Origin of the sequence: Flavobacterium sp. M31R6 (assembly GCF_013284035.1) — a bacterium.
In the GTDB taxonomy this organism is placed as follows: Bacteria; Bacteroidota; Bacteroidia; order Flavobacteriales; family Flavobacteriaceae; genus Flavobacterium.
The window spans coordinates 2,370,073-2,396,106 of record NZ_CP054141.1; the positions used below are offsets into that span (position 1 = coordinate 2,370,073).

At 37.3% G+C, this 26,034-nt stretch carries 13 protein-coding genes; all 13 read left to right on the forward strand.

Annotated elements, in window-relative coordinates; all coding sequences use genetic code 11:
- Nucleotides 1–45: 45 nt before the first annotated feature.
- A complete protein-coding gene (locus HQN62_RS09775) occupies nt 46–393 on the forward strand; it encodes an L-rhamnose mutarotase (protein WP_173504219.1) in 348 nt (115 codons plus the stop codon).
- 86 nt (nt 394–479) lie between these two features.
- Nucleotides 480–1,259 carry an SDR family oxidoreductase gene (locus HQN62_RS09780; protein ID WP_173504220.1) on the forward strand — a complete coding sequence of 260 codons (780 nt, stop codon included), beginning with the start codon at nt 480–482 and terminating at the stop codon, nt 1,257–1,259.
- Between the two features lie 46 nt (nt 1,260–1,305).
- Nucleotides 1,306–3,123: a right-handed parallel beta-helix repeat-containing protein gene (locus HQN62_RS09785; protein WP_173504221.1), complete on the forward strand. Its 1,818-nt coding sequence runs from the start codon at nt 1,306–1,308 to the stop codon at nt 3,121–3,123.
- A gap of 54 nt (nt 3,124–3,177) precedes the next feature.
- Complete coding sequence (galB, locus tag HQN62_RS09790) at nt 3,178–5,733, forward strand: beta-galactosidase GalB (RefSeq protein WP_217362484.1); 2,556 nt, start codon at nt 3,178–3,180, stop codon at nt 5,731–5,733.
- A 22-nt stretch (nt 5,734–5,755) separates the two neighbouring features.
- A complete protein-coding gene (locus HQN62_RS09795) occupies nt 5,756–7,093 on the forward strand; it encodes an alpha-L-fucosidase (protein WP_173504222.1) in 1,338 nt (445 codons plus the stop codon).
- Nucleotides 7,094–7,218: 125 nt separating this feature from the next.
- Nucleotides 7,219–9,885, forward strand: a complete 2,667-nt coding sequence (locus HQN62_RS09800) for a glycoside hydrolase family 38 N-terminal domain-containing protein (protein WP_173504223.1) — start codon at nt 7,219–7,221, stop codon at nt 9,883–9,885.
- A 117-nt stretch (nt 9,886–10,002) separates the two neighbouring features.
- A complete protein-coding gene (locus tag HQN62_RS09805) occupies nt 10,003–12,672 on the forward strand; it encodes a glycoside hydrolase family 3 C-terminal domain-containing protein (RefSeq protein WP_173504224.1) in 2,670 nt (889 codons plus the stop codon).
- Nucleotides 12,673–12,744: 72 nt separating this feature from the next.
- Nucleotides 12,745–15,012, forward strand: coding sequence for a glycosyl hydrolase family 95 catalytic domain-containing protein (locus HQN62_RS09810; RefSeq protein WP_173504225.1), 2,268 nt, complete (start codon nt 12,745–12,747; stop codon nt 15,010–15,012).
- A 36-nt stretch (nt 15,013–15,048) separates the two neighbouring features.
- Nucleotides 15,049–16,239 (forward strand): peptide-N-glycosidase F-related protein, encoded by a 1,191-nt coding sequence (locus tag HQN62_RS09815; RefSeq protein ID WP_173504226.1) that lies wholly within the window; start codon nt 15,049–15,051, stop codon nt 16,237–16,239.
- A 36-nt stretch (nt 16,240–16,275) separates the two neighbouring features.
- Nucleotides 16,276–18,525 carry a family 20 glycosylhydrolase gene (locus tag HQN62_RS09820; RefSeq protein ID WP_173504227.1) on the forward strand — a complete coding sequence of 750 codons (2,250 nt, stop codon included), beginning with the start codon at nt 16,276–16,278 and terminating at the stop codon, nt 18,523–18,525.
- A 206-nt stretch (nt 18,526–18,731) separates the two neighbouring features.
- Nucleotides 18,732–20,957: a glycoside hydrolase family 3 C-terminal domain-containing protein gene (locus tag HQN62_RS09825; protein WP_173504228.1), complete on the forward strand. Its 2,226-nt coding sequence runs from the start codon at nt 18,732–18,734 to the stop codon at nt 20,955–20,957.
- A 439-nt stretch (nt 20,958–21,396) separates the two neighbouring features.
- On the forward strand, nt 21,397–22,410 hold the full coding sequence (locus HQN62_RS09830; RefSeq protein WP_173504229.1) for a LacI family DNA-binding transcriptional regulator: 1,014 nt from the start codon (nt 21,397–21,399) through the stop codon (nt 22,408–22,410).
- 281 nt (nt 22,411–22,691) lie between these two features.
- Nucleotides 22,692–26,021, forward strand: coding sequence for a SusC/RagA family TonB-linked outer membrane protein (locus HQN62_RS09835; RefSeq protein WP_173504230.1), 3,330 nt, complete (start codon nt 22,692–22,694; stop codon nt 26,019–26,021).
- The last annotated feature ends 13 nt before the right edge of the window (nt 26,022–26,034 follow it).

Below are 26,034 nucleotides of genomic sequence, written 5' to 3' on the forward strand. Positions count from 1 at the left end.
CGATCAATCATTAACTTTAATCTTTTTAACCTAAAATAAAATAGAATGGTAACCCAAAAATATTGTCTTGCATTAGACTTGATTGAAGACCCAACATTAATGGAAGAATATAAAAAATACCATGAAAAAATTTGGCCGGAAATCACAAAAAGCATCACTGGTTCAGGGATTGAAAATCTTGATATTTATTGTGTGGGCAACAGGATGTTTATGATTATTGAGGCCAATGAGACTTTTAGTTTTGAAAGAAAAGGAGAGATGGATGCCAATAATCCGAAGGTTCAGGAATGGGAAGAATTGATGTGGAAATATCAAAAAGCATTGCCTTGGGCAAAAGAAGGTGAAAAATGGATGATGATGGATAAAATATTTGACTTGCATAAAAATGGGTAGCCATTAGAGTTAATTTGAATAATTGTCAAATAAGAAAAATTAATAAGGATTAAGAAACGTAGTTCAGACCCATAAAAAAATAGCAAATGAATCTCAATTTAAAAGACAAAATTGTAATCGTTACAGGTGGAGCAAAAGGAATTGGACTTGGAATCTGTAAAGTTTTGGCTTCGGAAGGAGCTATTCCTGTAATTGTAGGAAGAGTTGATGCCGACAACCAAATTGCGATTAAGGAAATTAAGGACGAAGGAGGAAAAGCATTATCAGTCGTGGCTGAATTGACCAATCCAGAAGAGTGTAAAAGTGCCGTTGACCAAGTAATTGCACTATGCGGTCGCATTGACGGGTTAATCAACAATGCCGGTGTAAATGACGGTGTAGGTTTGGAAAGTGGTGACTACGAAAAATTTATGGCATCCATTCATAAAAACTTGGTTCATTATTATTTGATGGCGCAACACGCTTTGCCAGAGCTGAAAAAAACAAAAGGAGCAATTGTGAACATCGGCTCAAAAACTGCCGATACGGGACAAGGAAATACTTCGGCTTATGCAGCTTCTAATGGAGGGCGAAATGCCTTAACCCGTGAATGGGCAGTTGAATTATTGAAATATGGAATCCGCGTAAATTCGGTTATTGTTGCCGAATGTTATACACCATTATATGACAAATGGATTAAAACTCTTGAAAATCCAGAACAAAAATTAAAAGAAATCACAGATAAAATTCCGTTTGAAAACAGAATGACGACTGCGGAAGAAATTGCAAACATGACGGTTTTTTTATTGTCTGACAAATCGAGTCACACCACAGGTCAGTTGATTTATGTGGATGGCGGTTACACACATTTGGATCGTTCGTTGTAATCTATAACTGAAATCTTTATTTCTAATCTCAGACTTTTAACTAAAAATGATTTTTTTCAAAGCAAAAGGCATAGTTTTTATATTTTTCCTGACAACTTTAGGAGTTTCGGGTCAGGTTGCCGACACTATCAAAGTGACGCAATTTGGCGTAAAATCCAACAGTTATTTGAATGCCAGTAAAGGTGTTCGGCAAGCTTTGGAAAAATGCAAAGGCAAACAAAATATAGTTGTTCAGTTGCCGGGCGGAAGAATTGATTTGTGGCCTGAGAATGCTGTAAAAAAAGAAATTTATATTTCGAATTCGACAGAAAGCGATACTTTATCGAAAGAAAAAAACATTGGGTTTTTCTTTGATAATTTGAAAAATGTTACTTTGGATGGAAACAATACTTTGGTTGTTTTACACGGAAAAATGGTTTCGTTTGCTTTGTTCAACTGCCAAAATATTCAGATAAAAAATATTCAATTTGACTATGAGCGCCCAACGATGTCGGAAGTGACCATCCTTTCAGTTTCGCCAACGGTCATCGAAATGCAAATTCATCCCGATTCAAGATATTTTATCGAAAACGATAAAATCGGTTTTTATGGTGAAGGATGGAAAAGTAATTCGTATCACACAATTTCATTGGATAAAGAAAAAAATCTGATGCGTTATTCTACATTTGGACCATTTTTGAAATCAAAAGCGATTCAGAAAGAGAACAGAACCGTTTTGTTTGAAGGTGATTTTGCAAAAGAAAATTACAAAGTGGGTGATGTGCTTTCTATTCGTGATACTTATAGAGACAATTGCGGTGGATTTATCACTTTGAGTAAAGATATTGTTCTTTCGAATGTAAAAATGCACTTTATGCACGGATTGGGAATCGTTTCTCAATTTGCCGAAAATATTACACTTTCAAAAGTTGTTGTTGCACCACGGGAAGATTCCGGTCGTGTGATTGCTTCGTTTGCAGATTGTTTTCATTTTTCGGGATGTAAAGGAAAAATTTTGGTTGACGGATGTAAGACTTCAGGTTCACATGACGACCCGATGAACGTGCACGGAACTCATTTGAAAATCATCGAAATTTCAGCTGATAAGAAAATAAAAGTGCAATTTATGCACCATCAAACGTATGGATTTGAAGCTTTTTTTGCAGGTGACAGCATTAGTTTTGTAAGTCCACAAACGTTGAAACCAATTGTTTCTGGCAAATTGAAATCGGCAAAATTGATTGGTAAAAAAGTAATGGAATTGGTTTTGGATGGCGAATTATCGAATAAAATAAAGATAGGAGATGTTATCGAAAACGCAACCTGGACTCCCGAAGTTACCGTTCGAAATTCATGGTTTGAACGCACCAATGCACGAGGATTATTATTAACGACCCGAAGAAAGATTTTGATAGAGAATAATACTTTCTTTCGTACAGGAATGCATGCAATTCTGATTGCAAATGATGCTTCAAGTTGGTTTGAATCAGGAGCAGTTTCAGATGTAACCATTCGTAACAATACTTTTGAGGAATGTGGATATAATTCAGGAACGGTCATCAATATCGCACCAGAAAATCATGAATTGGTTAACGGTTTTTACGTACATCGCAACATCAGAATTGAAAACAATACGTTTAAGATTTTCGACAAACTGATTTTGTCAGCGAGATCAACAGATGGATTGTTTTTTTCGAATAATACAATCAATCAGTCCGATTTGCTTCCTGCCGAATCCAATGAAAATTCATTTGCCCTTACTGCTTGTAACAATGCAGTAATCAAAAATAACAAGTTTAACACAACTTGGAAACCGAAAATAGCAGCCTTTAAAATGACGAAGAAGCAAATTAAAACGGATATAAAAGATTTGAATATTAAATAAAGAATATTAACTAAATACCGTTCGTTTTTCGAACAAAACCAAATAAATAAATAAATGAATATGAACAAAAAGATGTTTTCGCTGAACAATTGCCTTGCTTTGGTATTTTGTTTGATGATGGGATTGTCTGCCTTTTCACAAAATACAACGATAAAGAGAATGGGTTCGACCGATACTCAGTCATTTGACGATAATTGGCTTTTTTCACGATTTGGGCTGCAAGCCGATGGATTGATTAAAGACGAGCCTAAGAATTTAGAAGCCATTTCATCCAACGAAAATAATTGGGAAAAACTGAATTTGCCACATGATTGGGCAATCAAAGGGCCTTTCAGAATTGAATTAAGAGGTGAAACCGGAAAATTACCATGGAAAGGAATTGGTTGGTATCGCAAACATTTTACAGTTCCGACTTCAGATGAAGGAAAAGAGATTTTTGTTGATTTTGATGGCGCTATGGCTAATGCCAAAATATATTTAAACGGAAATTATGTTGGAACTTGGCCTTATGGGTATAATTCATTCCGCATGAATTTGACGCCATTTTTAAAATTCGGACAAGAAAATATCTTAGCCGTTCGCTTGGATACCGAAAATTGGGATTCCCGTTGGTATCCTGGTGCCGGAATCTATCGCCACGTTTGGTTGGTAAAAACCAGTCCGGTGCATGTTGGTCATTGGGGAACTTATATTACGACTCCAAATATTACCAAGGAAGCCGCTGATATCAGAATGATTGTAAATGTTGACAATGCATCCAACCAAAATGTAAAAGCGGTGGTGACGACAGATTTATATGAAATGGACATCAATAATACACCTAAATTAAAAGTAGGTTCATTAATTCGTTCGACACTTGAAATTAAACCAAACGAAACTGGAAGATCTGAGGCGCATTCAGTTTTGAACAATCCAAAATTATGGGATTTGAAAACTCCAAATCGTTATGTGGCACAAACTAAAGTGACTGTTGACGGTAAGGTGGTGGATACTTACAATACCCCTTTTGGTGTTCGTACTATTGAATTTACACCAAGGAATGGATTTCTTTTGAATGGAAAAAGAGTTGAAATTTTCGGAACTTGTAATCATCACGATTTAGGGGCTTTGGGAGCAGCTATCAACACTTCGGCATTGAAGAGACAATTGGTGATGTTGAAAGAAATGGGATGTAATTCTTTGCGTACTTCTCACAACCCTCCAGCTCCTGAATTATTGGAATTAGCTGATAAAATGGGATTCTTGGTTTGGGATGAAGCTTTTGATGCTTGGAAAAATGGTAAGAAAAAATTGGATTACAATGTGATTTATGATGAATGGCACGAAAAGGATTTACTTGCTTTGGTTCACAGAGACAGAAACAATCCTTCGGTGTTTATTTGGTCAATTGGGAATGAAGTTCCAGACCAACAAAACGTTGCAATGACCAAACATCTGGCTGATATAATGCGAAGAGAAGACCCAACTCGTCCTGTTTCGAATGGTTACAATGATCCAGATGGAGGACGCAGTTCTGGTGCAGTTGTGGGATTGGATATTATGGGTGTAAATTATTTCTTCAGCCAACAACCAAAATGGGACGTTGATCCAAGGTATGAGAAAAAGCCAACCATTGGTAGTGAAACTGCTTCAACAGTGAGTTCTCGTGGCGAATATTTCTTTGGTGACCCATATAATAAAATGTCTTGGCAAATCTCGTCATATGACGATGCATTTCCAGGTTGGGGTTGTTCACCAGACACTCAATTCCGTACTAATGCCCAATTTCCTCATTTATTGGGTGAATATGTTTGGACAGGATTTGATTATTTAGGAGAACCAACACCTTATAATTCGGATGAAACTAATCTGTTAAACTTTAGAACCGATCCTTCAAAACAAGCAGAATTGGAAGCTAAATTGGCAGAATTGCAAAAAAGTAATCCACCTTCAAGAAGCAGCTATTTTGGAATTATCGATTTGGCTGGTTTCCCAAAAGACCGTTATTACAGCTATAAATCACATTGGAGAGCGGATGTACCAACGGCTCATATCCTTCCGCACTGGAATTGGAACGAACGTGTTGGGCAAATCGTTCCTGTACACGTTTATACATCAGGAGATGAAGGAGAATTATTCCTTAATGGAAAAAGTCTTGGAAAAAGGAAAATGGAAGCAGGAAAAGATTTCCGTTTAATTTGGGACAATGTGCTTTACACGCCAGGCGAACTTAAAGTTGTTTGTTATAAAAAAGGAAAAGTATGGGCGACTGATGTCGTTAAAACTACCGGTGCTGCAACAAAATTGAAAATGTCTGCAGACAGAAACGAAGTATTTGCAGACGACGTTGATCTGGTTTTTGTAACTGTGGATATTGCCGATAATGCTGGTTTAATTGTTCCTCGTTCCAATCAATCAGTTAAATTTTCAATTGAAGGAGCTGGAGAAATCGTAGCAACCGACAATGGTGATGCTACTAGTTTTGTTCCTTTCCAAAGTCATGAAAAACCTGCTTACAACGGAAAAGTTTTAGTGATTGTAAAGGCTAAAAAAGGACAAAAAGGACAATTTACTGTGAAAGCAGAAAGCACTGGATTACAAGCTGCTTCCACAGTTATCAGAATCAAATAAAAAAACTCAAAAAATATAAACTATGATAAAGAAATTAATATTGGGGGCTCTACTTATTGGAACTTCGATAGTGGGTAATGCGCAGAATAAAATTCAAGCGAAAGATATTGCTGAAAAAATGAAATGGTTTGAAGACGCTAAGTTAGGAATCTTCATTCACGCCGGAATTTATTCGGTGGCGGATGTTTCGGAGTCTTGGAGTTTTCATAACGGAAACATTTCTGTTGAAGATTACATGAAACAACAAAAAGGGTATAATTTAAGTAACTATGATCCTGCTGCTTGGGCAGAAATGATTAAAGATTGTGGTGCCAAATATTGTGTAATCACAACCAAACACCACGACGGTGTGGCAATGTACGACACCAAATTGGGTAAATTGAGTTCGGTAAAAACGTGTGCTGCCAAAAAAGACATGATAAAACCTTTATTTGAAGAGCTGCGTAAACGTGATGTGAAATGTGGTGCTTATTTTTCATTAATCGATTGGACACACAATGATTATCCAGGTTTTCTAAAAGATAAGGAACGTTATGATATCAAAAAAGAACCAGCTCGTTGGGAACGTTTCCAAAAATTTTTTCAGGGACAAATCAAAGAAATCTCTGATTGGTACAATCCTGATTTGTGGTGGTTTGATGGTGACTGGGAACACAGCGCTGATGAATGGCAAGCTGAAAAAACACGTAAAATGATGTTGGACAGAAATCCAAATACCATTATCAACGGTCGTTTACAAGGGTATGGTGATTATGATACTCCAGAACAAAATTTCCCTGTAGTGCGTCCTGCCTTCAAATGGTGGGAATTGTGTATGACTATGAATGAAAACTGGGGTTACCGTGTGAGCGACAACAACTGGAAGACGCCTTATGAAATTATTACCATTTTTGTGGATGCGGTTTCAAACGGAGGAAACTTATTATTGGACATAGGGCCAAAACCTGACGGAACTTATCCTGAAACAGTTGTTTCTACATTGAAAGAATTAGGAGACTGGAACAGAAGAAACGGTGAAGGAATCTTCGGGACTATACCTGGAATTCCACAAGGGCATTTCTACGGGCCAACAACACTTTCTAAAGATTCAACAACACTTTATTTATTTGTTCACGGAAAAACTTCTGGACAAGTAATGTTGAAAGGATTAGATAACAAAATTCAGGACATTACTGTTTTGGGATCCAATGTGAAGTTGACTCATAAAGTGGTGGGTAAAATCTCTTGGAGTGCAGTTCCTGGATTGGTTTACATTGACTTGCCAGAAACCGCTATCGATAAATATGTGACTTGTATCAAAGTAACATTGGACAAGCCAATCAAATTATACAGAGGTCAAGGTGGTTTCTTGACCAATTAAAAAGAAATGAAAATGTCATCTTCATTCTTTGGAGATGACATTTTTTTATAAAATTTATTTAATCGATTTAGTAATGAATCTGCATGATTTGTAAATGATTAATAAAAATAAATGTTATTTAGAATATGAAAAAAACAGTTTTATTTTTAGCATTTTCCCTTATCCCTTTTTTAGGTATGAGTCAGAAAAAAAGTAAATCGGAGGCTCCAAAAGTAAATGAAGTCATCGTAGTTTTCAAAACGCATTTCGATATTGGTTATACCGACTGGTCGGATAATGTGAAATATAATTACGCCAATTCGATGGTGACCAGCGCGCTGAATACAATCGAACAGTCAAAAAAATTACCAAAGGACCAACAATTCAAATGGACAGTTTCTGGCTGGCCGATGAAAGAAATGCTTTTGAAGTCGAAACCGGAAGTAAAAGGCAAAATTGAAAAAGCCATAAAAGATGGAAATCTTTTTGTTCATGCGTTGCCTTTTTCGATGGAAACAGAATCTGCCGATTTAGAGCCTTTAGTACAATCGCTAGGTTATGCTTCAAAAATTCACAGAGATTTGGGATTGCCTTTGGCCATCGATGCAAAAATGTCGGATGTGCCGAGCCATTCATGGATTATACCTACAATGTTGAACAATGCCGGAGTGAAATTCCTTCACATAGGTTGTAACCCGGCTTCTATGTCGCCCAAGGTTCCGATGCTGTTTTGGTGGGAAGGTTCAGACAAATCAAAGTTGATGACTTTCTATTTTGGAGAATATTACGGAACAAGTCCTGCGCCTCCAAAAGATTGGACACATAAAACTTGGTTGGCGATTGTTCAAACTAATGACAATTCTGGTGCACAGTCTTATGAAGAATACAGAAAAGCTGTAGAAGAAATTGAAAAACTGAATCCTGGTGCAAAAGTTAGAGTGGGGAGTCTTGGCGATTTTTACAACGCAATTATTAAAGAAAATCCAAAGTTGGAAACCGTAAAAGGAGATATGCCAGATACTTGGATTCACGGTTATATGTCGATGCCGCGTGAAATGAAGTCGAGCCGTATTTTGGGTAAATCTACTTTGAATCTGGAAGCTTTCAGTACGCTTTCTTCTATTTGGGGAAGAAAACCTGAAGAACCAATCAATGCCATTGTAAATCAATCTTTGGAGAATATTAATCTATTTGACGAACATACTTGGGGGATAGCGATGAGCCATGGAGATTCTGGCTTTTGGGCGTATGGAAATGAGTTTGAAAAACTTAGAGCCAAAGGATATTACGACATCATAGAGTATTCATGGAAGGAGAAAGGAAATTACATTACTGATTCTGAAAAATTGATTTCACCAACTTTTAGCAGAGAATTAAAACGTTTGGCAGCATCTGTAAATGTTGAAGGTGACCGAATCGTGGTGTACAATCCGTTGCCATGGGAACGCAATGATATGGTAACTATTCAAACGGCTACAACTTTCAAAAAATCATTAAAAAATTTAGCAACTGGAGAGATTATTGCGATTGCTAAAAATAATAATATTCTTCAATTTCAAGCCAATCACATTCCTGCAATGGGATATGCCACTTTTGTTTCGACAGATGAAGAAGCGGTTGCCCCAAAATCAAACTTATCGCTTGATGCTGATAAAGGAATAATTGAAAATGCATTTTTTAAAATTATTTTCGACAAACAAAGCGGAACCATTAAATCATTGATTGACAAAAAATCAAACAAAGAGATGGTGAATGCCAATTCTGAGTACAAGTTCGGTCAATATATACACGAAAGATTTGCTAAAACACAAACTGACAAATACGCCAAAGATTATATTAAGGCAGGTTGGAACTGGGCATATCAGGAATTAGGAAGAATAAATCTAGATGATACACCTTACAAAAAATCATCAGGCAAAAATGCTGAAATTGAATTTTCTAAAGATGCATTGTCGGTTTCGGCAATGATGCACTTCAAAGGTGATGCCGACTTTAATCACAACTATACAATGGTTTTTACTTTGTATGAAAACAAACCTGCCGTAGAAGTGATTTGGAGCATTAACGGAAAACAGGCCGAATCTTGGCCTGAAGGTGGATGGATCAGTTTTCCTTTCAATATTGAAAATGCTCAGTTTAAGTTAGGACGCTTAGGTGGTATTGTTGATCCTACGAAAGATTTTGTAAAAGGTTCCAATCTGGATTACGGTTTCATCAATACAGGTATTGGTGTTTTGGATAAAAATAATCAAGGTTTTGGTGTAACATCTGCTGACGTACCGGGAGTGAGTTTGGATCGTCCAGGCTTGTGGAAATATTCAACTGACTTTGTACCACAAAAAGGAAATGTGTTTTTCAATTTGTATAACAATCAATGGAGTACCAATTTTACCGAATGGGTTGAAGGTTCATGGACTGCAAAATTCTATTTGTGGAGTATTGATAACTATACTGATGGAAGTTCAATTGTAGTTCCTTCTGAGGAAATCAGAAATCCTTTGATGGTATCACTTGCAAGTGGAACTGCTGGTAAATTTGAGGCTTCCGCCAAAGGAATTTCTGTATCCGAAAAAGGCATTTTGGTAACTTTCTTCGGAAAAAACAGAGATGGTGAAGGTGACTTAATTCGACTTTGGGAACAAAACGGAAAAGATACCGCCTGCACTGTTACTTTGCCACAAGGCAGTACTTATAGAACAGCTCAATTCTGTGATTTGAGAGGAGAAGAAAAAGGAGAAGTATTGTCTGTTTCAAATAATACAATTCAAGTGAAGTTGAAAGCAAATCAACCGGTTTCTTTGATTTTAAAATAAGCCACAGACCATTAGCTTTTGGCAATTAGACAAAAGCTAATGGTTTATAAGAATTGATGTTTTCGACCACAATAATAATATATAATTGCACCTTAGAGGTTCGCGAATAGCAAAGACATGAAGAACAAAGCACTTTTACTATGTTTCCTTTTGGGAACTCCGATGTTGTTTTCCCAAAACACTCCAAAGTATAAAAATCCGAAATTGCCTGTGGAAGAACGCGTTCAGGATTTATTGTCCCGAATGACGCCGGAAGAAAAATTTTGGCAGATGTACATGATTCCGGGCGATTTGTCGGACGGAACCGAGAACTACAAAAACGGAATTTTCGGTTTTCAGGTAAGTGCCAAAGGAAGTGCCGATGCGGGTAACCAAATTTTGGATTACAGTGCTGCGAGTAACGCTCAGGAAACTGTAAAATTGATCAACAAAATACAGAAACATTTTGTAGAAAAAACACGTCTTGGCATTCCGATTATTGCTTTTGACGAAGCCTTACACGGATTGGTTAGAGATGGAGCAACTGCTTTCCCTCAATCTATTTCATTGGCGGCGACATTCGACACAGGATTGATGAAACGTGTTTCGACTGCCATTGCATTGGAATCCAAAAGTCGTGGGATTCGTCAAATTTTATCACCCGTTGTTAATCTTGCCTCTGATGTTCGTTGGGGACGTGTGGAGGAAACTTACGGAGAAGATCCATTTCTTTCTTCAAAAATGGGAGTCGCTTATGTGTCTTCTTTTGAAGAGAGAGGTGTAATTACAACTCCGAAACATTTCTTGGCAAATAGCGGAGACGGTGGTCGTGATAGTTACCCGATCGATTATAACGAACGTTATTTGGAAGAATATCAACTTCCTCCTTTCAGAGCGTGTTTTACCGAAGGCGGAAGCAGAAGTGTAATGACTTCATACAACACCGTGAGTGGCAGTCCCTGTACTGCCAATGATTGGTTGTTGAACAAAAAACTGAAAGGGGAAATGAATTTTAAAGGATTCATTATCTCGGATGCTAATGCAGTTGGAGGTGGAAATGTGTTGCATTATACGGCTAAAGATTATCCTGAATCGGGAGCCAATGCAATCAATAACGGTTTGGATGTGATTTTCCAGTCGGCTTACGAACACTATAAATTATTCCAACCACCTTTCCTTGACGGAAGAATCGACACAAAAAACATTGACGAATCGGTAGCAAGAGTGTTGCGATTGAAATTTGAACTGGGATTGTTTGAGCATCCTTATGCAGATGAAAAAGAAACAAATAAATGGAATGGAAATCCAGCACACAAATTATTGTCCAGAGAAGCTGCCGAAAAAGGAATGGTTTTATTGAAAAATGATAATAAAGTTTTGCCTTTGCAAAAATCAATCAAGTCAATTGCCTTAATCGGAAACGATATTACCGAAGCACGTTTGGGAGGTTACAGCGGACCCGGAAACGGAAAAGTGAGTATGCTAGACGGAATTAAAATCAAATTGGGAAAATCGGTAACAATTAATCTAGCCGAAGGCTGTGCGAGAAAAAACACCGAATATGTTCCAGTTCCAAGTTCTAATTTATTGACTGTTGAAAATGGGAAATCAGGGAACGGATTATCTGCCGAATATTTCAATAATGTGCAATTGACGGGAATTCCCGTTTTGACACGATTGGACAATGCAATTAATTTCGATTGGACTTTGTATTCGCCGGATCAGGCAAAAATTAACTATGATTTTTATTCTGCCAAATGGAACGGAAAAATCAAATCTCCTGTAACAGGAACTTACAAAATAGGTTTTGAAGGCAATGATGGTTACCGTTTGTATTTAAACGAAAAATTAATAATTGACAATTGGAAAAGCCAAACGTATTCAACAAAATTGGTTGATTTTAATTTTGAAAAAGACAAAGAATACGATATCAAAGTGGAGTTCTTTGAATCACAAGGAAATGCCAAATTCAAATTGGTTTGGAATGTTGGTGTAGACAATAATTGGCAAAAGAAAATTGACGAAGCCGTTGCCGCTGCAAAAAAATCTGATGTGGCGGTTATTGCTGCCGGAATCGAAGAAGGTGAGTTCAATGACAGAGCCTATTTAGGTTTGTTGGGACATCAGGAAGAGTTGATCAATGCCGTGGCAGCAACGGGAAAACCTGTTGTGGTGCTTTTGGTGGGAGGAAGTGCTATCACGATGGACAAATGGATCAACAATGTACCGGCGATTTTGGATGTATGGTATCCAGGAGAAGACGGAGGTAATGCCGTAGCGAATATCCTTTTTGGCGACAAAAATCCTGCTGGACGTTTACCAATTACTTTCCCTGTTTTTGAAGGGCAATTACCTTTGGTTTATAACCATAAACCAACCGGCCGTTCGGATGATTATACCAATTTGAACGGAGCGCCTTTGTTTCCTTTCGGATATGGATTGAGCTATTCGACTTTCGAATACAGCAATATGCGATTTGACAAAAAACAAATCGGAAAGTCCGAAACCACAAAAGTCTATTGTACCATTAAAAACACCAGCAATGTTGACGGGGATGAAGTGGTTCAATTGTATGTGAGAGATGTTTTGGCATCAATTGCTCAGCCAATCAAGCAAATGAAAGGTTTCCAGAGAATTTCGCTGAAAGCTGGCGAATCAAATGAAGTTTCGTTTGAAATCAACAAAGAAACACTGCAAATGCTGAACGGTGATATGAAATGGGTTGTGGAGCCGGGTGATTTCAGAATCATGATTGGTGCCTCTTCAAGAGACATCAAGTTGAGGGATATTCTTAGCGTTACGGAATAATTATAAATGCTATTCAAAACCGTTTAAGGATTTATTTGAAAGAAGAAACTAGATATTAAAATAATACTGAAAATGAAAAAACTGTTATTGTCATTCTCCCTATTTTGTTTTGCAATAGGTTTCTCGCAAGATATAAACAACTTCCCGAAAGGGGAGAACAATCTCATATTGCAGGCTCCCATCAGTTCTTGGGACGAAGCCATTCCGTTGGGTAATGGATTGACAGGTGGACTTTTATGGGGAGGAAAAAACACGATTAAGCTTTCGCTAGATAGAGGTGATTTGTGGGACGAACGCACCAATGGACCAAAAGATTGGTGGAAAACCCAAACTTGGGTTAAGGGGGGCAATATGTGGGAAGATGCCTATTATGGTGCTTATCCAACCAAATTGCCAGCCGGTGGAATCGAATTTACGTTGAATAACAATACTGTAAAATCGTTTGAATTAGACAAACAAAAAGCAACTGGAATCGTTCACCTTACTAATGGAAAAAAGGCTGAAGTTTTTTTTAGTGCCGTAAAACCGGTTGCAATATTTCGTATTTCGGATCAGGATTTGAAAGGATTTGAAATATTGAGTCCATTACAGGTTTCTGCTAAATATAGAGGCGAATCGGCAGGACCTGACAGTCATTCCGTAAATGCTTTAGGCTATCCCGAAGCAATAAACGGTGTGAAAGGTAACGCCAAATGGTATGTGCAACAGGCCGCCGAAGGATTAGCCTATTGTGTTTATACCGAAACCCGTCACGTAAAAGGGGAGTCGATAATTGCCATTTCCGTTACTACAAATCGTGACGGTGGCAATCCTGTGATGTTAGGAAAACAACATTGTATTGAAGCACTCAATAATGGAATCGACAAATGCTTTTCTGAACACGTAAAATGGTGGAAAGCATTTTGGGGACAGTCACAAATCAATCTTCCGGAAAAAAGGATGCAGGATTATTACACATTTGCCCGCTATCTGTATGGTTCAGGCTCAAGAGCTGATGCGCCACCAATGCCCTTACAAGGTGTTTGGACTTCTGCCACTGGAAGCTTGCCGCCGTGGAAAGGCGATTATCACAGCGATTTGAATACCCAAATGACTTATATCGCATATCAAACAGCCGGAAATTTTGAGGAAGGTAGTAGTTACCTGAATTTTCTTTGGAACAAAAGAGACCTTTGGCGCGCTTTTGCCAAAGATTTTTATGAAACGCCAGGATTGGCAGTTCCTGGTGTGATGACGGTTGCAGGACAGCCTCTGGGAGGTTGGGCAGCTTTCAGTTTGTCACCAACGATGACTTCCTGGAATGCGCATTTGTTTTACCTTCATTGGCTATATACTGCCGATGATACTTTCCTTAAAGAACGCGCCTATCCTTGGTGTAAGGAAGCAGCCGAGTGTTTGCGCGGACTTCTAAAACCGGATAAAGATGGTAAATTAAAATTATTACGGTCTTCATCGCCTGAAATATTTAATAATAAATGGTTGGAACCCAATACCAATTATGATTTGATGAGTATTAAAATGCACTTTTTGGCTGTAGCCGAAATGGCAGAAGCACAAGGATTAACTTCTGAAGCAAAATCTTGGAACGAATTGGCCACCAAATTGGGCGATTTTCACGTGGCTGCAGATGGTGAATTGATGTTGGATTCAAAACTACTTTTGAGAGAACATCATCGTCATCTTTCGAATATAATCGGAATTTACCCTTTCAACCTTATTACTGTCGAAGGGAATAAAGAAGATCAACAAAGAATCAATACGACTTTGAATCGTCCAGAATGGAATGCGCCAAAACACAATGAATGGTGTGGGTATTCTTGGGCTTGGATGGCCTGTATGCAGGCACGTGTGGGCAATGCAGAAAGTGCTTACCATCATCTGGATGTTTTTGAAAAAGCCTATATTTTGAGAAATGGTTTTCATGTAAATCAAGATCAAACTCCGGATAGCCGTTATGGTAGTGGAGGAGGAAAACCGTTTACATTAGAAGGTAATTTTTTAGCGATGCAGGCCGTCCAAGAAATGCTGTTGCAGAGTTGGAGTGCGACGCCCGGAAAATTGGATTCGGGGATTATCCGAATTTTTCCGGCTACGCCAAAAGAATGGGCAGATGTTTCGTTTACCGATCTGAGAGCCGAAGGAGGCTACAAAGTTTCGGCTACTCGAAAAGAGGGTAAAATCAGTTCGTTAAGTATTACGGCAAAAAAAACAGGAACTGTTAGAATAAAAGACAGTTTTGAAGGAAAAACTCCTAAATGGAATTCTAAAGAAGTAAAACTTCAAAATGGGATCTATGAAATTAATTTGGAAGCTGGAGGAAAATTAGAAGCGAAGTTTTAAAAAGAAATACAGGCGAATAGAAATAAACAAGTAATAATGAAGAAAATTATTTTTACAATGCTGTTGGGAACATTGTTTTTTAGCAATTGTGTTACAGCACAGAAAATAGAAATTTTTGATGAGGTAAGAGTTAATCACGATGAAAATCGTAAGGATTTTTCAACTGATAATAACGAAAATATCTACTACGGTGGAGGTCAATATGTGTTTAAAAAAGTGACTTTCCCAAAACAAAAATTGAATACCAAAGTTGAAATCAGCGTTACCGTAATATCAGGAGGGGATCGCTACGACCGTGCAGGGTCTATTTATGTACTTCCTGTGGACAAGAACAATTCGCTTGAGGATGTCGTAAAAAACAAAAAGTTTGCTTCTAATGAATATACCAAAATCAAAACAATTGTTCCAGAAGGAAATTTTTCACCAACCATCGAATTAATGCGTTTTATGACCACATTCGGTATTGGTTTTTTTAGTAATGATTCGTTGCAACGCAAACCTGTTTACATTCCGTATTGGGAAAGGGAAGTGAAATGGAAAGAAGATATTTCGCAATTCTCCACTTTATTGCAAGGCGAAGTTTGGATTGGTGTTCACATTGGTAATTATACCAAAGGAGGACATATTGTAAGCGCATCAATTAATCTTACTCCAAGTGAATTGAGTTGTGATATTGCCAAAAATAAAGTGATTGTATCCATATTAAACACGGATCCTTTTGGAACCAATCAAGGAAACGATGAGCTTTTTGCCTATAAAGATTTTCAAGTGGAATTCAATTTGCCCAAAGGAGCCAAAAACGTAAAATTATATTACATCACTACCGGTCACGGCGGTCACAGCGAAGGTGATGAATTTGTCAAAAAACAAAATATCGTAAAAATCGATGACAAAAAAGTAATTGATTTTATTCCGTGGAGAGATGATTGTGCTAGTTTTCGTCGATTCAATCCGGGAACCGGAGTTTGGTTGAGAAAACGTGTGGCACCCTATATACAGGAAGATAAAGGAACTTATACGACCAAAGAAATCGAAGAACCTATTGCGAGTAGTGATTTGAGTCGTTCCAATTGGTGCCCAGGAAGTAATGTTCCCGCGATGGTGGTTCCTTTGGATTTGAAAGAAGGAAAGCATACGGCAGTTTTCAGCATTCCGGAAGCGCAAAAAAATGCCAACGGAACTTCAAATCATTGGATGGTGAGTTCGTATATCGTTTACGAGCTTTAAAATTTAAAATCACTCGAAAGAGTAAATAATTATCAAATGAAAAAAGCATTCTTATTTTTATTGTTACCATTCCTTTGCTTGGCACAAGCGCCTTACCGGGTTTCTATTATACCAAAACCTCAGAAGATCAGTTTTAGCGAAGGCGGATTTATTTTAAAAAATGGTTCAACTGTTGGTGTTGCTGATCCAAGTCTTGCTCCTTTGGCAAATTATCTTGTGGCTACCATCGGGAAAGAAAATGGTTTGGATTTAAAAATTTCAAAAGATACAAAAGCCGATATTACACTTTCATTAGGTTTCAAAAACGAAAAAGCGGAAGCTTATAAAATGGGGGTTTCTGCCGATGGAATTGCCATTGTCGGAGCTTCTCCTGCAGGAATTTTGATGTCGGTCGCTACTTTGCAGCAACTGATTCCCGTTGGCGAAAGCCAAACCAAAGTGCAGTTTCTCAAAATGGAAGATTTTCCAAAATATAGTTACCGTGGTGCACATTTGGATGTAAGTCGTCATTTTTATAGCGAAGATGAAGTCAAACATTTCTTGGATTTGATGGCAAGATATAAACTGAACAAATTCCACTGGCATTTGACAGACGATCAAGGATGGAGAATCGAAATCAAAAAATATCCACTGTTGACCGAAAAAGGGGCTTGGCGCAAATTGAACAATCAAGACAGAGATTGTCTTAAATTAAGCAAAGAACAAGATAACAGTGATTTCAATTTGCCCAAAGAGCATTTGAAAATCGTTGAAAAGGATACGCTTTACGGTGGATTTTACACTCAGGAGCAGATCAAAAACGTTGTAAAATATGCCAAAGAGCGAGGTATTGATGTTTTGCCTGAAATTGATATGCCGGGTCATTTTATGGCTGCAATTATCGGTTATCCATATCTCTCCTGTAAAGGAGGTGCGCACATGGGAACGACTTTTTCTGATCCATTGTGCATTGGAAACCCGGAATCTTTGAAATTGGTCAAAGAAATTTACACCGAAGTGGCTGGTTTATTTCCTTATGAATACATGCATTTAGGCGCTGATGAAGTAGAAAGAACCAATTGGAAGGAATGTCCAAAATGCCAAGCAAAAGTAAAAAAAGAACATCTGAAAGGTGTTGAAGAGTTGCAGGCGTGGTTTGTTCACGACATGGAAAAGCATTTCAATAAGTTAGGTAAAAAACTCATGGGTTGGGATGAAATTTTAGATGGAGGATTATCACCAACAGCGACTATAATTTGGTGGAGAAATTGGGCGCCAAAAGCGATATCAACAGCTACAGAGCAAGGAAACTTGGCAATTTCAAGTCCGTGTTTCGAAATGTATTTTGATTTACTCGAAGGACCAACTTCTTTGGAATCGGCCTATACGTTTGAACCGTTGAAAGGGCTTACGCTAAAACAATCGAAGAATGTGATTGGAATTCAAGGGAATCTTTGGACAGAAACCGTTCCGACAGTACGTCGTGCCGAACATCAGTACTTCCCAAGAATATTTGCACTTTCAGAAGGTGCTTGGAATGGAGGAAATCGCAATTGGGATGAATTCAGAAGTAGAGTGGTGAACGAAATCGAATATTTGGATGCCAAGAAAATCAATTACCGTATTCCGAACCTAACAGGTTTCAACGATTTGAATGTTTTTACAGAAAACGAAACAGTAAATGTAAATTGCATTTTACCAAATATTACCGTTAGATATACTACCGATGGCTCAATTCCACAAGCGAATTCAACAAAATACATTGCACCGTTTACAGTTTCAGAAAGCACGAATTTTAACTTTAGAGCATTCCGTCCAGACGGAAGCGGTTCGGAAGTGCATAAAGCCGAATTCCGCAAGGAAAGTTATTCAAAGGCCTATGAAGGAGTATTTACAGGCGAGGGGATCGTGCTAAAAGAATACGAATCTAAATCAAAAAAATGTGCCGAAATCAAGAACAGTAGGTTGGTTAAAGAATCCAAAGCGGAAAGCATGGAAATGCCAAAAGATTTTAAAGGATTTGCAGGACTGATTTTTGAAGGTTATTTTGAAGTTAAGAACGATGGTGTTTATACCTTTGAATTGGCATCCAATGACGGTTCCATGTTGTATGTGGATGGTGCAATGGTTATAGACAATGATGGTCCACACGGAAATAAAACGAAAACAGGTCAAAAAGCCTTGGCTAAAGGCTGGCACAAAATGGTGTCTGAATATTTTGATTTGGATTCGGGAGGAAACTTTTCGGTTAAAATCAAATCAACCGATGTTAAAGAATTCACGGTGATGAGTCATTTTAAAAATTAGTAAGAATACGTATTGGCTTGAACTTGAAAGCAAATATCACTTTTACAGGATAGATTTTTGTACAAAATTTTACAAAATGGCCAAAACTTGAAGTGAAAGCAGGAGCAGAGGTATCGGTTTCATTAAACAATAATGGTACTGTGAAAAATGTGAAATAATTGATTTTAAAAAATTAATGATAATAATGCCAAATAAAACTATAAACCATGAATACTAAGAAGAAATGGATTTTTATGACTTTGCTAATGAGTATCTTTTCTATAGGTTACGGGCAGTTACAAAATAAAAATTACTCTTTTCGTAACCCGGATTTGGATATGGATGTAAGAATAAAAGATCTAATATCCAGATTGACTCTAGAAGAAAAAGTGAGTATGATGAAACATCAGTCTCCTGCCATCGAGCGTCTTGGTGTACCTGCTTACAATTGGTGGAACGAAGCCTTGCATGGCGTTGCTCGTACCAGCGAAAAAGTAACTGTTTTTCCTCAAGCCATCGGTATGGCCGCGACTTTTGATGCGGAGGCTTTACAGAAAATGGGTGATATTGCTTCTTCTGAAGGACGTGCACTTTTTAATGAAGACTTACGAAACGGTAAAACAGGTTCAATTTATAGAGGACTAACGTATTGGACCCCGAATATCAATATTTTTCGAGACCCTCGTTGGGGAAGAGGACAGGAAACTTATGGAGAGGATCCTTACTTGACAGGAAAGATGGGATCGGCAATTGTAAGAGGATTGGAAGGAAATGATCCAAAATACTTAAAAGCGGTGGCTTGTGCCAAACATTATGCCGTGCACAGTGGTCCCGAACATAACCGTCATTCTTTTGATGTTCAACCTTCAAAATACGATTTGTGGGATACCTATTTGCCGGCTTTTCGCGAACTCATTACCAAGGCAAAGGTTCATGGTGTGATGTGTGCTTATAACCGTTTGGACGGACAGCCTTGTTGTGGAAACAGTAAACTATTATCAGATATTTTACATAATCAATGGAATTTTGATGGCTATGTAACTTCCGATTGTTGGGCAGTCAGTGATTTTGCACAATTTCACAAGACACATGCGAACAATACGGAGGCTGTAAGTGATGCTTTGTTGAGCGGAACGGATTTGGAGTGTGGTAACTTGTATCAATTATTGGAACAGGGGGTTAAAAAGGGATTACTTTCGGAACGTGATATTAATGTTTCATTAACCCGTTTGTTTAAGATTCTCTTCAAAATAGGAATGTTCGATCCGGCAGACAGAGTGCCTTATGCATCTATTGGCAGGGAAGTAATTGATTGCGATGCACACAAAAAACACGCTTACGAGATGGCGCAAAAGTCAATGGTACTGTTGGAAAATAAGAAAAATGTGCTTCCGCTAAATGATTCTAAAATTAAGAGAATCGCTTTAATAGGCCCCAATGCAGATAATGGTCATACACAGTTAGCCAATTATTATGGTACTCCAAGTGAGATTATTACACCTTATAGCAGTTTGCAAAAACGCTTTGGAGGTAAGATTAAGGTTGACTATATGAAAGGGGTTAATATTGTCGATAAACTGAAAGATGGACCTTCATTTGCACAAGTAGCGGCACAGGCCAAAAAATCGGATGTGATTATATTCGTGGGCGGTATCAGTGCGGATTATGAAGGGGAAGCTGGTGATGCGGGTGCCGGCGGTTATTCGGGATTTGCTAGTGGAGATAGAACCACCATTGCATTACCACCAGTACAGACAGAACTTTTGAAAGAATTGAAAAAAACAGGACGTCCAGTGATTGTGGTCAATATGTCGGGCTCCATTATGGATTTTCAATGGGAAAGCAAGAATGCAGATGCTATTTTGCAGGCATGGTATGGAGGACAAGCTGCAGGAGATGCCATCGTCGATGTGCTTTTTGGACAATATAATCCTTCTGGTCGTATGCCATTGACAACTTATATGAGTGATAAGGACTTGCCTGCCTTTGAAGATTATTCAATGGAAAATCGTACTTATCGTTATTTTAAAGGAGCCGTTAGATACCCATTTGGTTACGGGCTGAGTTATACAAATTTCAGCTACAGTCCATTAGAGAATGATTCAGTTTTGCAGACAGGAGCTAACATTCAAGTGAGTACAATAGTGAAAAATATTGGAAATAGGGATGGGGACGAAGTGGTACAATTGTATCTCGTACATCCAGAAGATAACAACAAAAGAATGCCAATCCATTCCTTAAAGGGATTCAAAAGAATTCATTTAAATAAAGGGGAATTTGCTAAAGTAAGTTTTACCCTAACTCCAGAAGAACTCGCCTTGACTGATAGTGATGGTAATTTGACAGAGAGTGCCAAAAAGATTGATATATATATCGGGGGCGGTCAACCTAATAAATCTACAGGTAGTTTTAACTCTCTAACCATTCAAGGGGAACCTTATAAAGTATTCTAATTTTGCCTAAAGAGCAGGCCAATTTTATTATTTAAGCAATAATAGAGGTGAGAAAAATAATTTAGCCAGTCAATTTCCTGAAATGGTTAAAGAATTAGAAATAATACTTAATGAAAAGTTGGAAGTCAAAAAGTAGTGCAATGATTTTAGTGAAGTATGGGATTTGTTAAAAAAATGTATAATTTTTTATTTTGATTAGATATTTTTTAGAGTTTTAAGTTTTACAGGATTCGGATTGTTTATTGAAATATAGTGAGAAATTATTAAATTGTATTTGTTTTATATGTAGTGTGTTGCGAATTTAATTTAGAAGAATTGGGAGATTAAAAAAAAAATGCTCTTTGTGAAAAAAAAATACTAAAACGTTTTTGTAAAACGTTTTATTGTATATATTTGTTAAAAATAACTTAACTATAGTTTAAGACAGAATTAACACTTTATGAAAAAAATGATCACTATAAAGGATATCGCCAAAGCAGCAAACGTATCGGTAACAACGGTTTCGTTTGTCTTGAATGATAAAGGGGAGAAGATGGGGATAAGTAACGAAGTGATCAAGAAAGTTCTTAAAGTAGCTGAAGATATGAAATACAAACCCAATATGATTGCCAGTAGTCTTAGGACTGGTAAGACAAGATCTATTGGGCTTATTGTGGAGGATATTTCAAATCAGTTTTTTTCTGAATTGGCAAAAGTGATTGAGAGCGAGGCTATAAAATTAAACTATAGAGTGTTTTATTGTAGTACTGGAGGAGATGATGTACGTGCGGTTGAGTTGGTTAACAGTCTGTTACAGGCAAATGTTGACGGTTTTATCATCACACCAACGGCGGGTATGAAAACTACTATTGATCGATTGTTAGAGCTTCAACGTCCTGTTGTTTTGATTGACCGATATTTTGAAGGGCAAAACGTTAGTCACGTAGTGTTGGATAATTTTGGAGGAGCTCAAACAGCAACCCGTTATTTTTTGGAAAAGGGATTTAAAAAAATTGCGTTTGTAACTAATTTTTCTCAATTGGTTCAAATGCAGTTAAGAAAAAAAGGATATGCAGATACGTTGAAAGAATTGGGTTTATACGATGACTCTAGAATTCTTGATTTGGAATACCATATTACCGAAGAAGAGCGAATTGAAAAGATTAGTGATTTTTTGAGTAATACTCCAGAAATTGACGCTGTATTGTTTGGGGCAAATTATCTGTTGCTTGCAGGCTTGCAGTCATTTAAAAAAATAAAAATTAAAATTCCTGCGGATAAAGCAGTGATTAGTTTTGACGACCATGACAGTTTTAGGTTGCATTCTCCGTCAATTACCGTGTTATCGCAGCCAATCGAGGAAATGGGTAAAAAAACAGTAAGATTATTGATGAAGCAGATGAATGATAAAAGTAATTATTTGATCGAGAAAGAAGAAAAAAAAGGAAGCTTAATTATAAGGGAGTCGGTTTAAAACTGATGGCCTTTTTTTTTAAAAGCAAAACTAAAACGATATAGTAAGATTTTTAAAGTATTTAAAGAAAATTAAACAGAATGTTAAATGAAAAAAAACAATTGCTTATGATATAAAAGAAGTAGAGATATGTTAATCTAGTAAACTAATTGTTACCAAAAGCTTGATCAAGAAATAGGTAATATATAATTAAAGGGCCTAGTGTTTAATATTTTTCCAGAAATAAAAACCTTTTAATTTAAATAAATTCAAAACAAAACAAAACCAAACTAATACTAATTATGAGAAAACTGTTATATGAGTCGCTGTTAGTTTTTCTAACGGTGTTGTGCTTCCAAGGTGCGAATGCGCAAAACAAAAAAATCTCCGGGGTAATTACGGATAATGCCAATATGCCAGTTCCTGCTGTTACTGTTAAGGAAAAAGGAACAAAAGAAGGAGGAGCTATTACCGACGAGAACGGACAATTTCAAATTTCTGTAAAAGAAGGTGCAACTTTAGTTGTAAGTTCGATCGGGTTTAAAACAGTGGAAGTAAAAGCTGCTGATGGAGTGAAAATCAAATTAGCCACTGCTACTAACGAACTTGAAGGTGTTACTGTTACTGCTTTGGGGCAATCTAAAAAGAACAAATCGATTGGGTATGCCACAAGTATCATTAAATCGGATGTGATTGTAAAGACAGCTTCACCTAACATCGCTAACTCTTTGTATGGAAAAGCGCCGGGGGTTCGTGTTACCTCTACGCCAGGAGGAGCTGGACAAATCAATATCCAGATTCGTGGGTTAAACTCTATCACTGGTAAAAATCAGCCACTTATCGTTATGGATGGTGTGCCTATTCGTGATGGAGAGGTAAGTAACAATAATTATTGGAATGATTCACGCATTAGAAGTAATGGTTTAGCAGATATTAACCCTGAAGATATTGAGAATATCTCTATTCTTAAAGGAGCTTCTGCTGCTGCATTATACGGTTCTGAAGCTGTTAATGGGGTTGTATTGATCACTTCTAAATCAGGTAAAGGGAAAAAAGGTTTAGGTATTGACTTTAGTAGTAGTTATTCAAGTAACGAACTTGCATACTTACCAAGATTCCAATATGAAAGAGGTCCTGGTTATGCAAATCCTGCTTATGCTCCGTCAGCATATTTGGCTCCAGATGGTTTTGCTCATTACGATGTAGATGGTGATGGTATTAAAGAGACGAGAGGGGTATCAAATGGAAGTTCTAACTTTGGTAACTGGTTCGATGGCAAGCCTATTATGTCTTGGGATGGTGTGGTTCGTCCTTATTCACCTCAAAAAGATGGATACAAAAACTTGTTCCAAAATTCTTGGGATACGACAACAAACCTTGCGCTTACAAACAATACTGATAATAGCAGTACTCGTTTTTCTTATACACACGTTGAATCACAAGGGTTGAGTATGGGTAATTTGAATAAGAAAAATACACTTAACTTGAATACATCATTCAAAACAGGTGAACATTTAAAAACAGATGTGATTGTCAGTTATATGAATCAAAATGTTCATAATCGTGCTATTGCTATGGATCGTTTGATAAATAACTTTACTGGTATGATTAGTCCGTTTGATAATGGTGATTGGTACAAAGCTAAATATAAAACTAGTTTAGGTTATAAATATGTTAGGGGTACAGACCAAAGTTTAACTCCAAACGAAAACATTATACGTAATGGATTCAAAGCGGATGTTGGTGATTATTTCTGGAATACAAATGCTAATCAGCAAGACGAAATTACAAACCGTTTGATTGCAAGTGTTACAGAAACGTATAATATTAACAAGGATTTTGCGCTTCGTGGGCGTGCATCTACTGATTTAACTTCAGTAAATATTGAAACTGAAAATCCGGTGGAAAAACCTTTGGTTTATGGATTTGGAACAGGTTCTTATCAAATGGATTCTCAAGATTACAATATTCTTTATGGCGATGTAATGTTGACTTACAACAAACAAATCAATGAGGATTTCGGTGTAAATGCAGCTGTTGGTTATACAGGATCAACTGAAACAGGTAAAGCTTTATCTCGTTTTACCGATGGTGGTTTAAGTGTTGAAGGGTGGTACGATATGAATGCATCTGTAAATACGGCAAAAAGTACTTCTTCAAAATATGAAGTAGTGAAAGATGCCCTTTTTGGAACTTTGAGCGGGAACTATAAAAACTATTTGTTCCTTGAGGGAACCATTAGAAAAGACCGTACTTCTACTATGAACCCAAATAACAATGCGTTTACTTATCCTTCTGTAAATTCAAGTTTCGTGTTATCGGATGCGGTTAAATTGCCAGAGGTTATTAGTTATGCAAAATTACGTGGTTCTTGGGGTATAGTGGGGAATTACCCAGACAGATACCTTGCTAACGTAGCTTTCAATCAATCTACTTTGGGAACTCAAGGGACTACTTCTCCAGTATTGATTACTAATTCAATGTCTGCTTATGGAAATGAGGGTATCAAACCAGAGATGAAAAATGAGTTTGAGTTTGGTTTCGAAACTAAATTCTTAGACAGAAGACTTGGATTGGATTTTTCTTACTATAATGCAAAAGTTAAAGATCAAATCTTGAATTTGACATTGGCACCTACTACTGGAGCTAATAGTATCTTGGCTAACGTAGGAGAATTGAGTAACCAAGGTTTTGAAATCGCTTTGACAGCTTCACCTTTTAGAACTCAGGATTTTTCTTGGGACATCACTTTGAACTGGGCAAAAAACATAAACAAAATTGTAAAATTGGCTAACGGTGCAAATGAATTATTGCATGCTGACTATGATGGATCGGCTGCTCAGTTGAAATCAGTTGTAGGTGAACCAATGGGAGGAATTTATGCTCACCCTGTTAAAACAGATGCTAGTGGTAATAAAATGGTTGACTCTGATGGATTTTATATGATCGATGGAGATAAATGGGAGAAATATGGAACAGCTACGCCTCAAGGTGTTGGTGGTTTGTTGAACACATTTACATATAAAAACTTAACTTTAGATGTGAATATCGATTATACTTATGGAGGTTATTTAATGCCAACAGGGGTTAACTGGATGAAATCTAGAGGATTGACAGAGGAAACTTTGAACTACAGTACTAATGATCGTGGAGGTTTAACGTACTATAAAGATGCTAGCGGTCAAGGTGTTCAAGTTGCTAATAGTCTAACTACTGGACCTAACGGAGAAACATTATACCGTGACGGTATGTTAATGGATGGTGTGACTGCAAGTGGAGCAACAAACACTAATGTTATATCTCAGGCAGGTTACTATAATATGACTTATAACTGGGGAGGTCCTCAATACAGTAGCTCACGTTACGAATTGTATATTCAAAAGAATAACTATATCAAAGTGAGAGAAATATCATTGTCTTATGGATTACCAAGTGTTTGGGCTAATAAAATAGGTGCTTCTAAAATCAGTTTTTCTGCTTTCGGACGTAACTTGTTCTATATCTACAGAACAATTAAGGATATGGATGCAGAGGCAACTACTGCAGGATCTAGATGGTCTCAAAACGTAAATAATTCCGGAACGACTCCTGCAACCAGAAGTTTTGGAGGAATGGTGAGAGTATCTTTCTAATTTTTGATAAATC

What these genes read in the sequence shown, in the direction of transcription:
- HQN62_RS09800 (WP_173504223.1), top strand. Translation starts at nt 7,219, where the DNA reads ATGAAAAAAACAGTTTTATTTTTAGCATTTTCCCTTATCCCTTTTTTA.
- HQN62_RS09830 (WP_173504229.1), top strand. Translation starts at nt 21,397, where the DNA reads ATGAAAAAAATGATCACTATAAAGGATATCGCCAAAGCAGCAAACGTA.
- HQN62_RS09810 (WP_173504225.1), top strand. Translation starts at nt 12,745, where the DNA reads ATGAAAAAACTGTTATTGTCATTCTCCCTATTTTGTTTTGCAATAGGT.
- HQN62_RS09820 (WP_173504227.1), top strand. Translation starts at nt 16,276, where the DNA reads ATGAAAAAAGCATTCTTATTTTTATTGTTACCATTCCTTTGCTTGGCA.
- HQN62_RS09780 (WP_173504220.1), top strand. Translation starts at nt 480, where the DNA reads ATGAATCTCAATTTAAAAGACAAAATTGTAATCGTTACAGGTGGAGCA.
- HQN62_RS09815 (WP_173504226.1), top strand. Translation starts at nt 15,049, where the DNA reads ATGAAGAAAATTATTTTTACAATGCTGTTGGGAACATTGTTTTTTAGC.
- HQN62_RS09795 (WP_173504222.1), top strand. Translation starts at nt 5,756, where the DNA reads ATGATAAAGAAATTAATATTGGGGGCTCTACTTATTGGAACTTCGATA.
- HQN62_RS09805 (WP_173504224.1), top strand. Translation starts at nt 10,003, where the DNA reads ATGAAGAACAAAGCACTTTTACTATGTTTCCTTTTGGGAACTCCGATG.
- HQN62_RS09785 (WP_173504221.1), top strand. Translation starts at nt 1,306, where the DNA reads ATGATTTTTTTCAAAGCAAAAGGCATAGTTTTTATATTTTTCCTGACA.
- HQN62_RS09825 (WP_173504228.1), top strand. Translation starts at nt 18,732, where the DNA reads ATGAATACTAAGAAGAAATGGATTTTTATGACTTTGCTAATGAGTATC.
- galB (WP_217362484.1), top strand. Translation starts at nt 3,178, where the DNA reads ATGAATATGAACAAAAAGATGTTTTCGCTGAACAATTGCCTTGCTTTG.
- HQN62_RS09775 (WP_173504219.1), top strand. Translation starts at nt 46, where the DNA reads ATGGTAACCCAAAAATATTGTCTTGCATTAGACTTGATTGAAGACCCA.
- HQN62_RS09835 (WP_173504230.1), top strand. Translation starts at nt 22,692, where the DNA reads ATGAGAAAACTGTTATATGAGTCGCTGTTAGTTTTTCTAACGGTGTTG.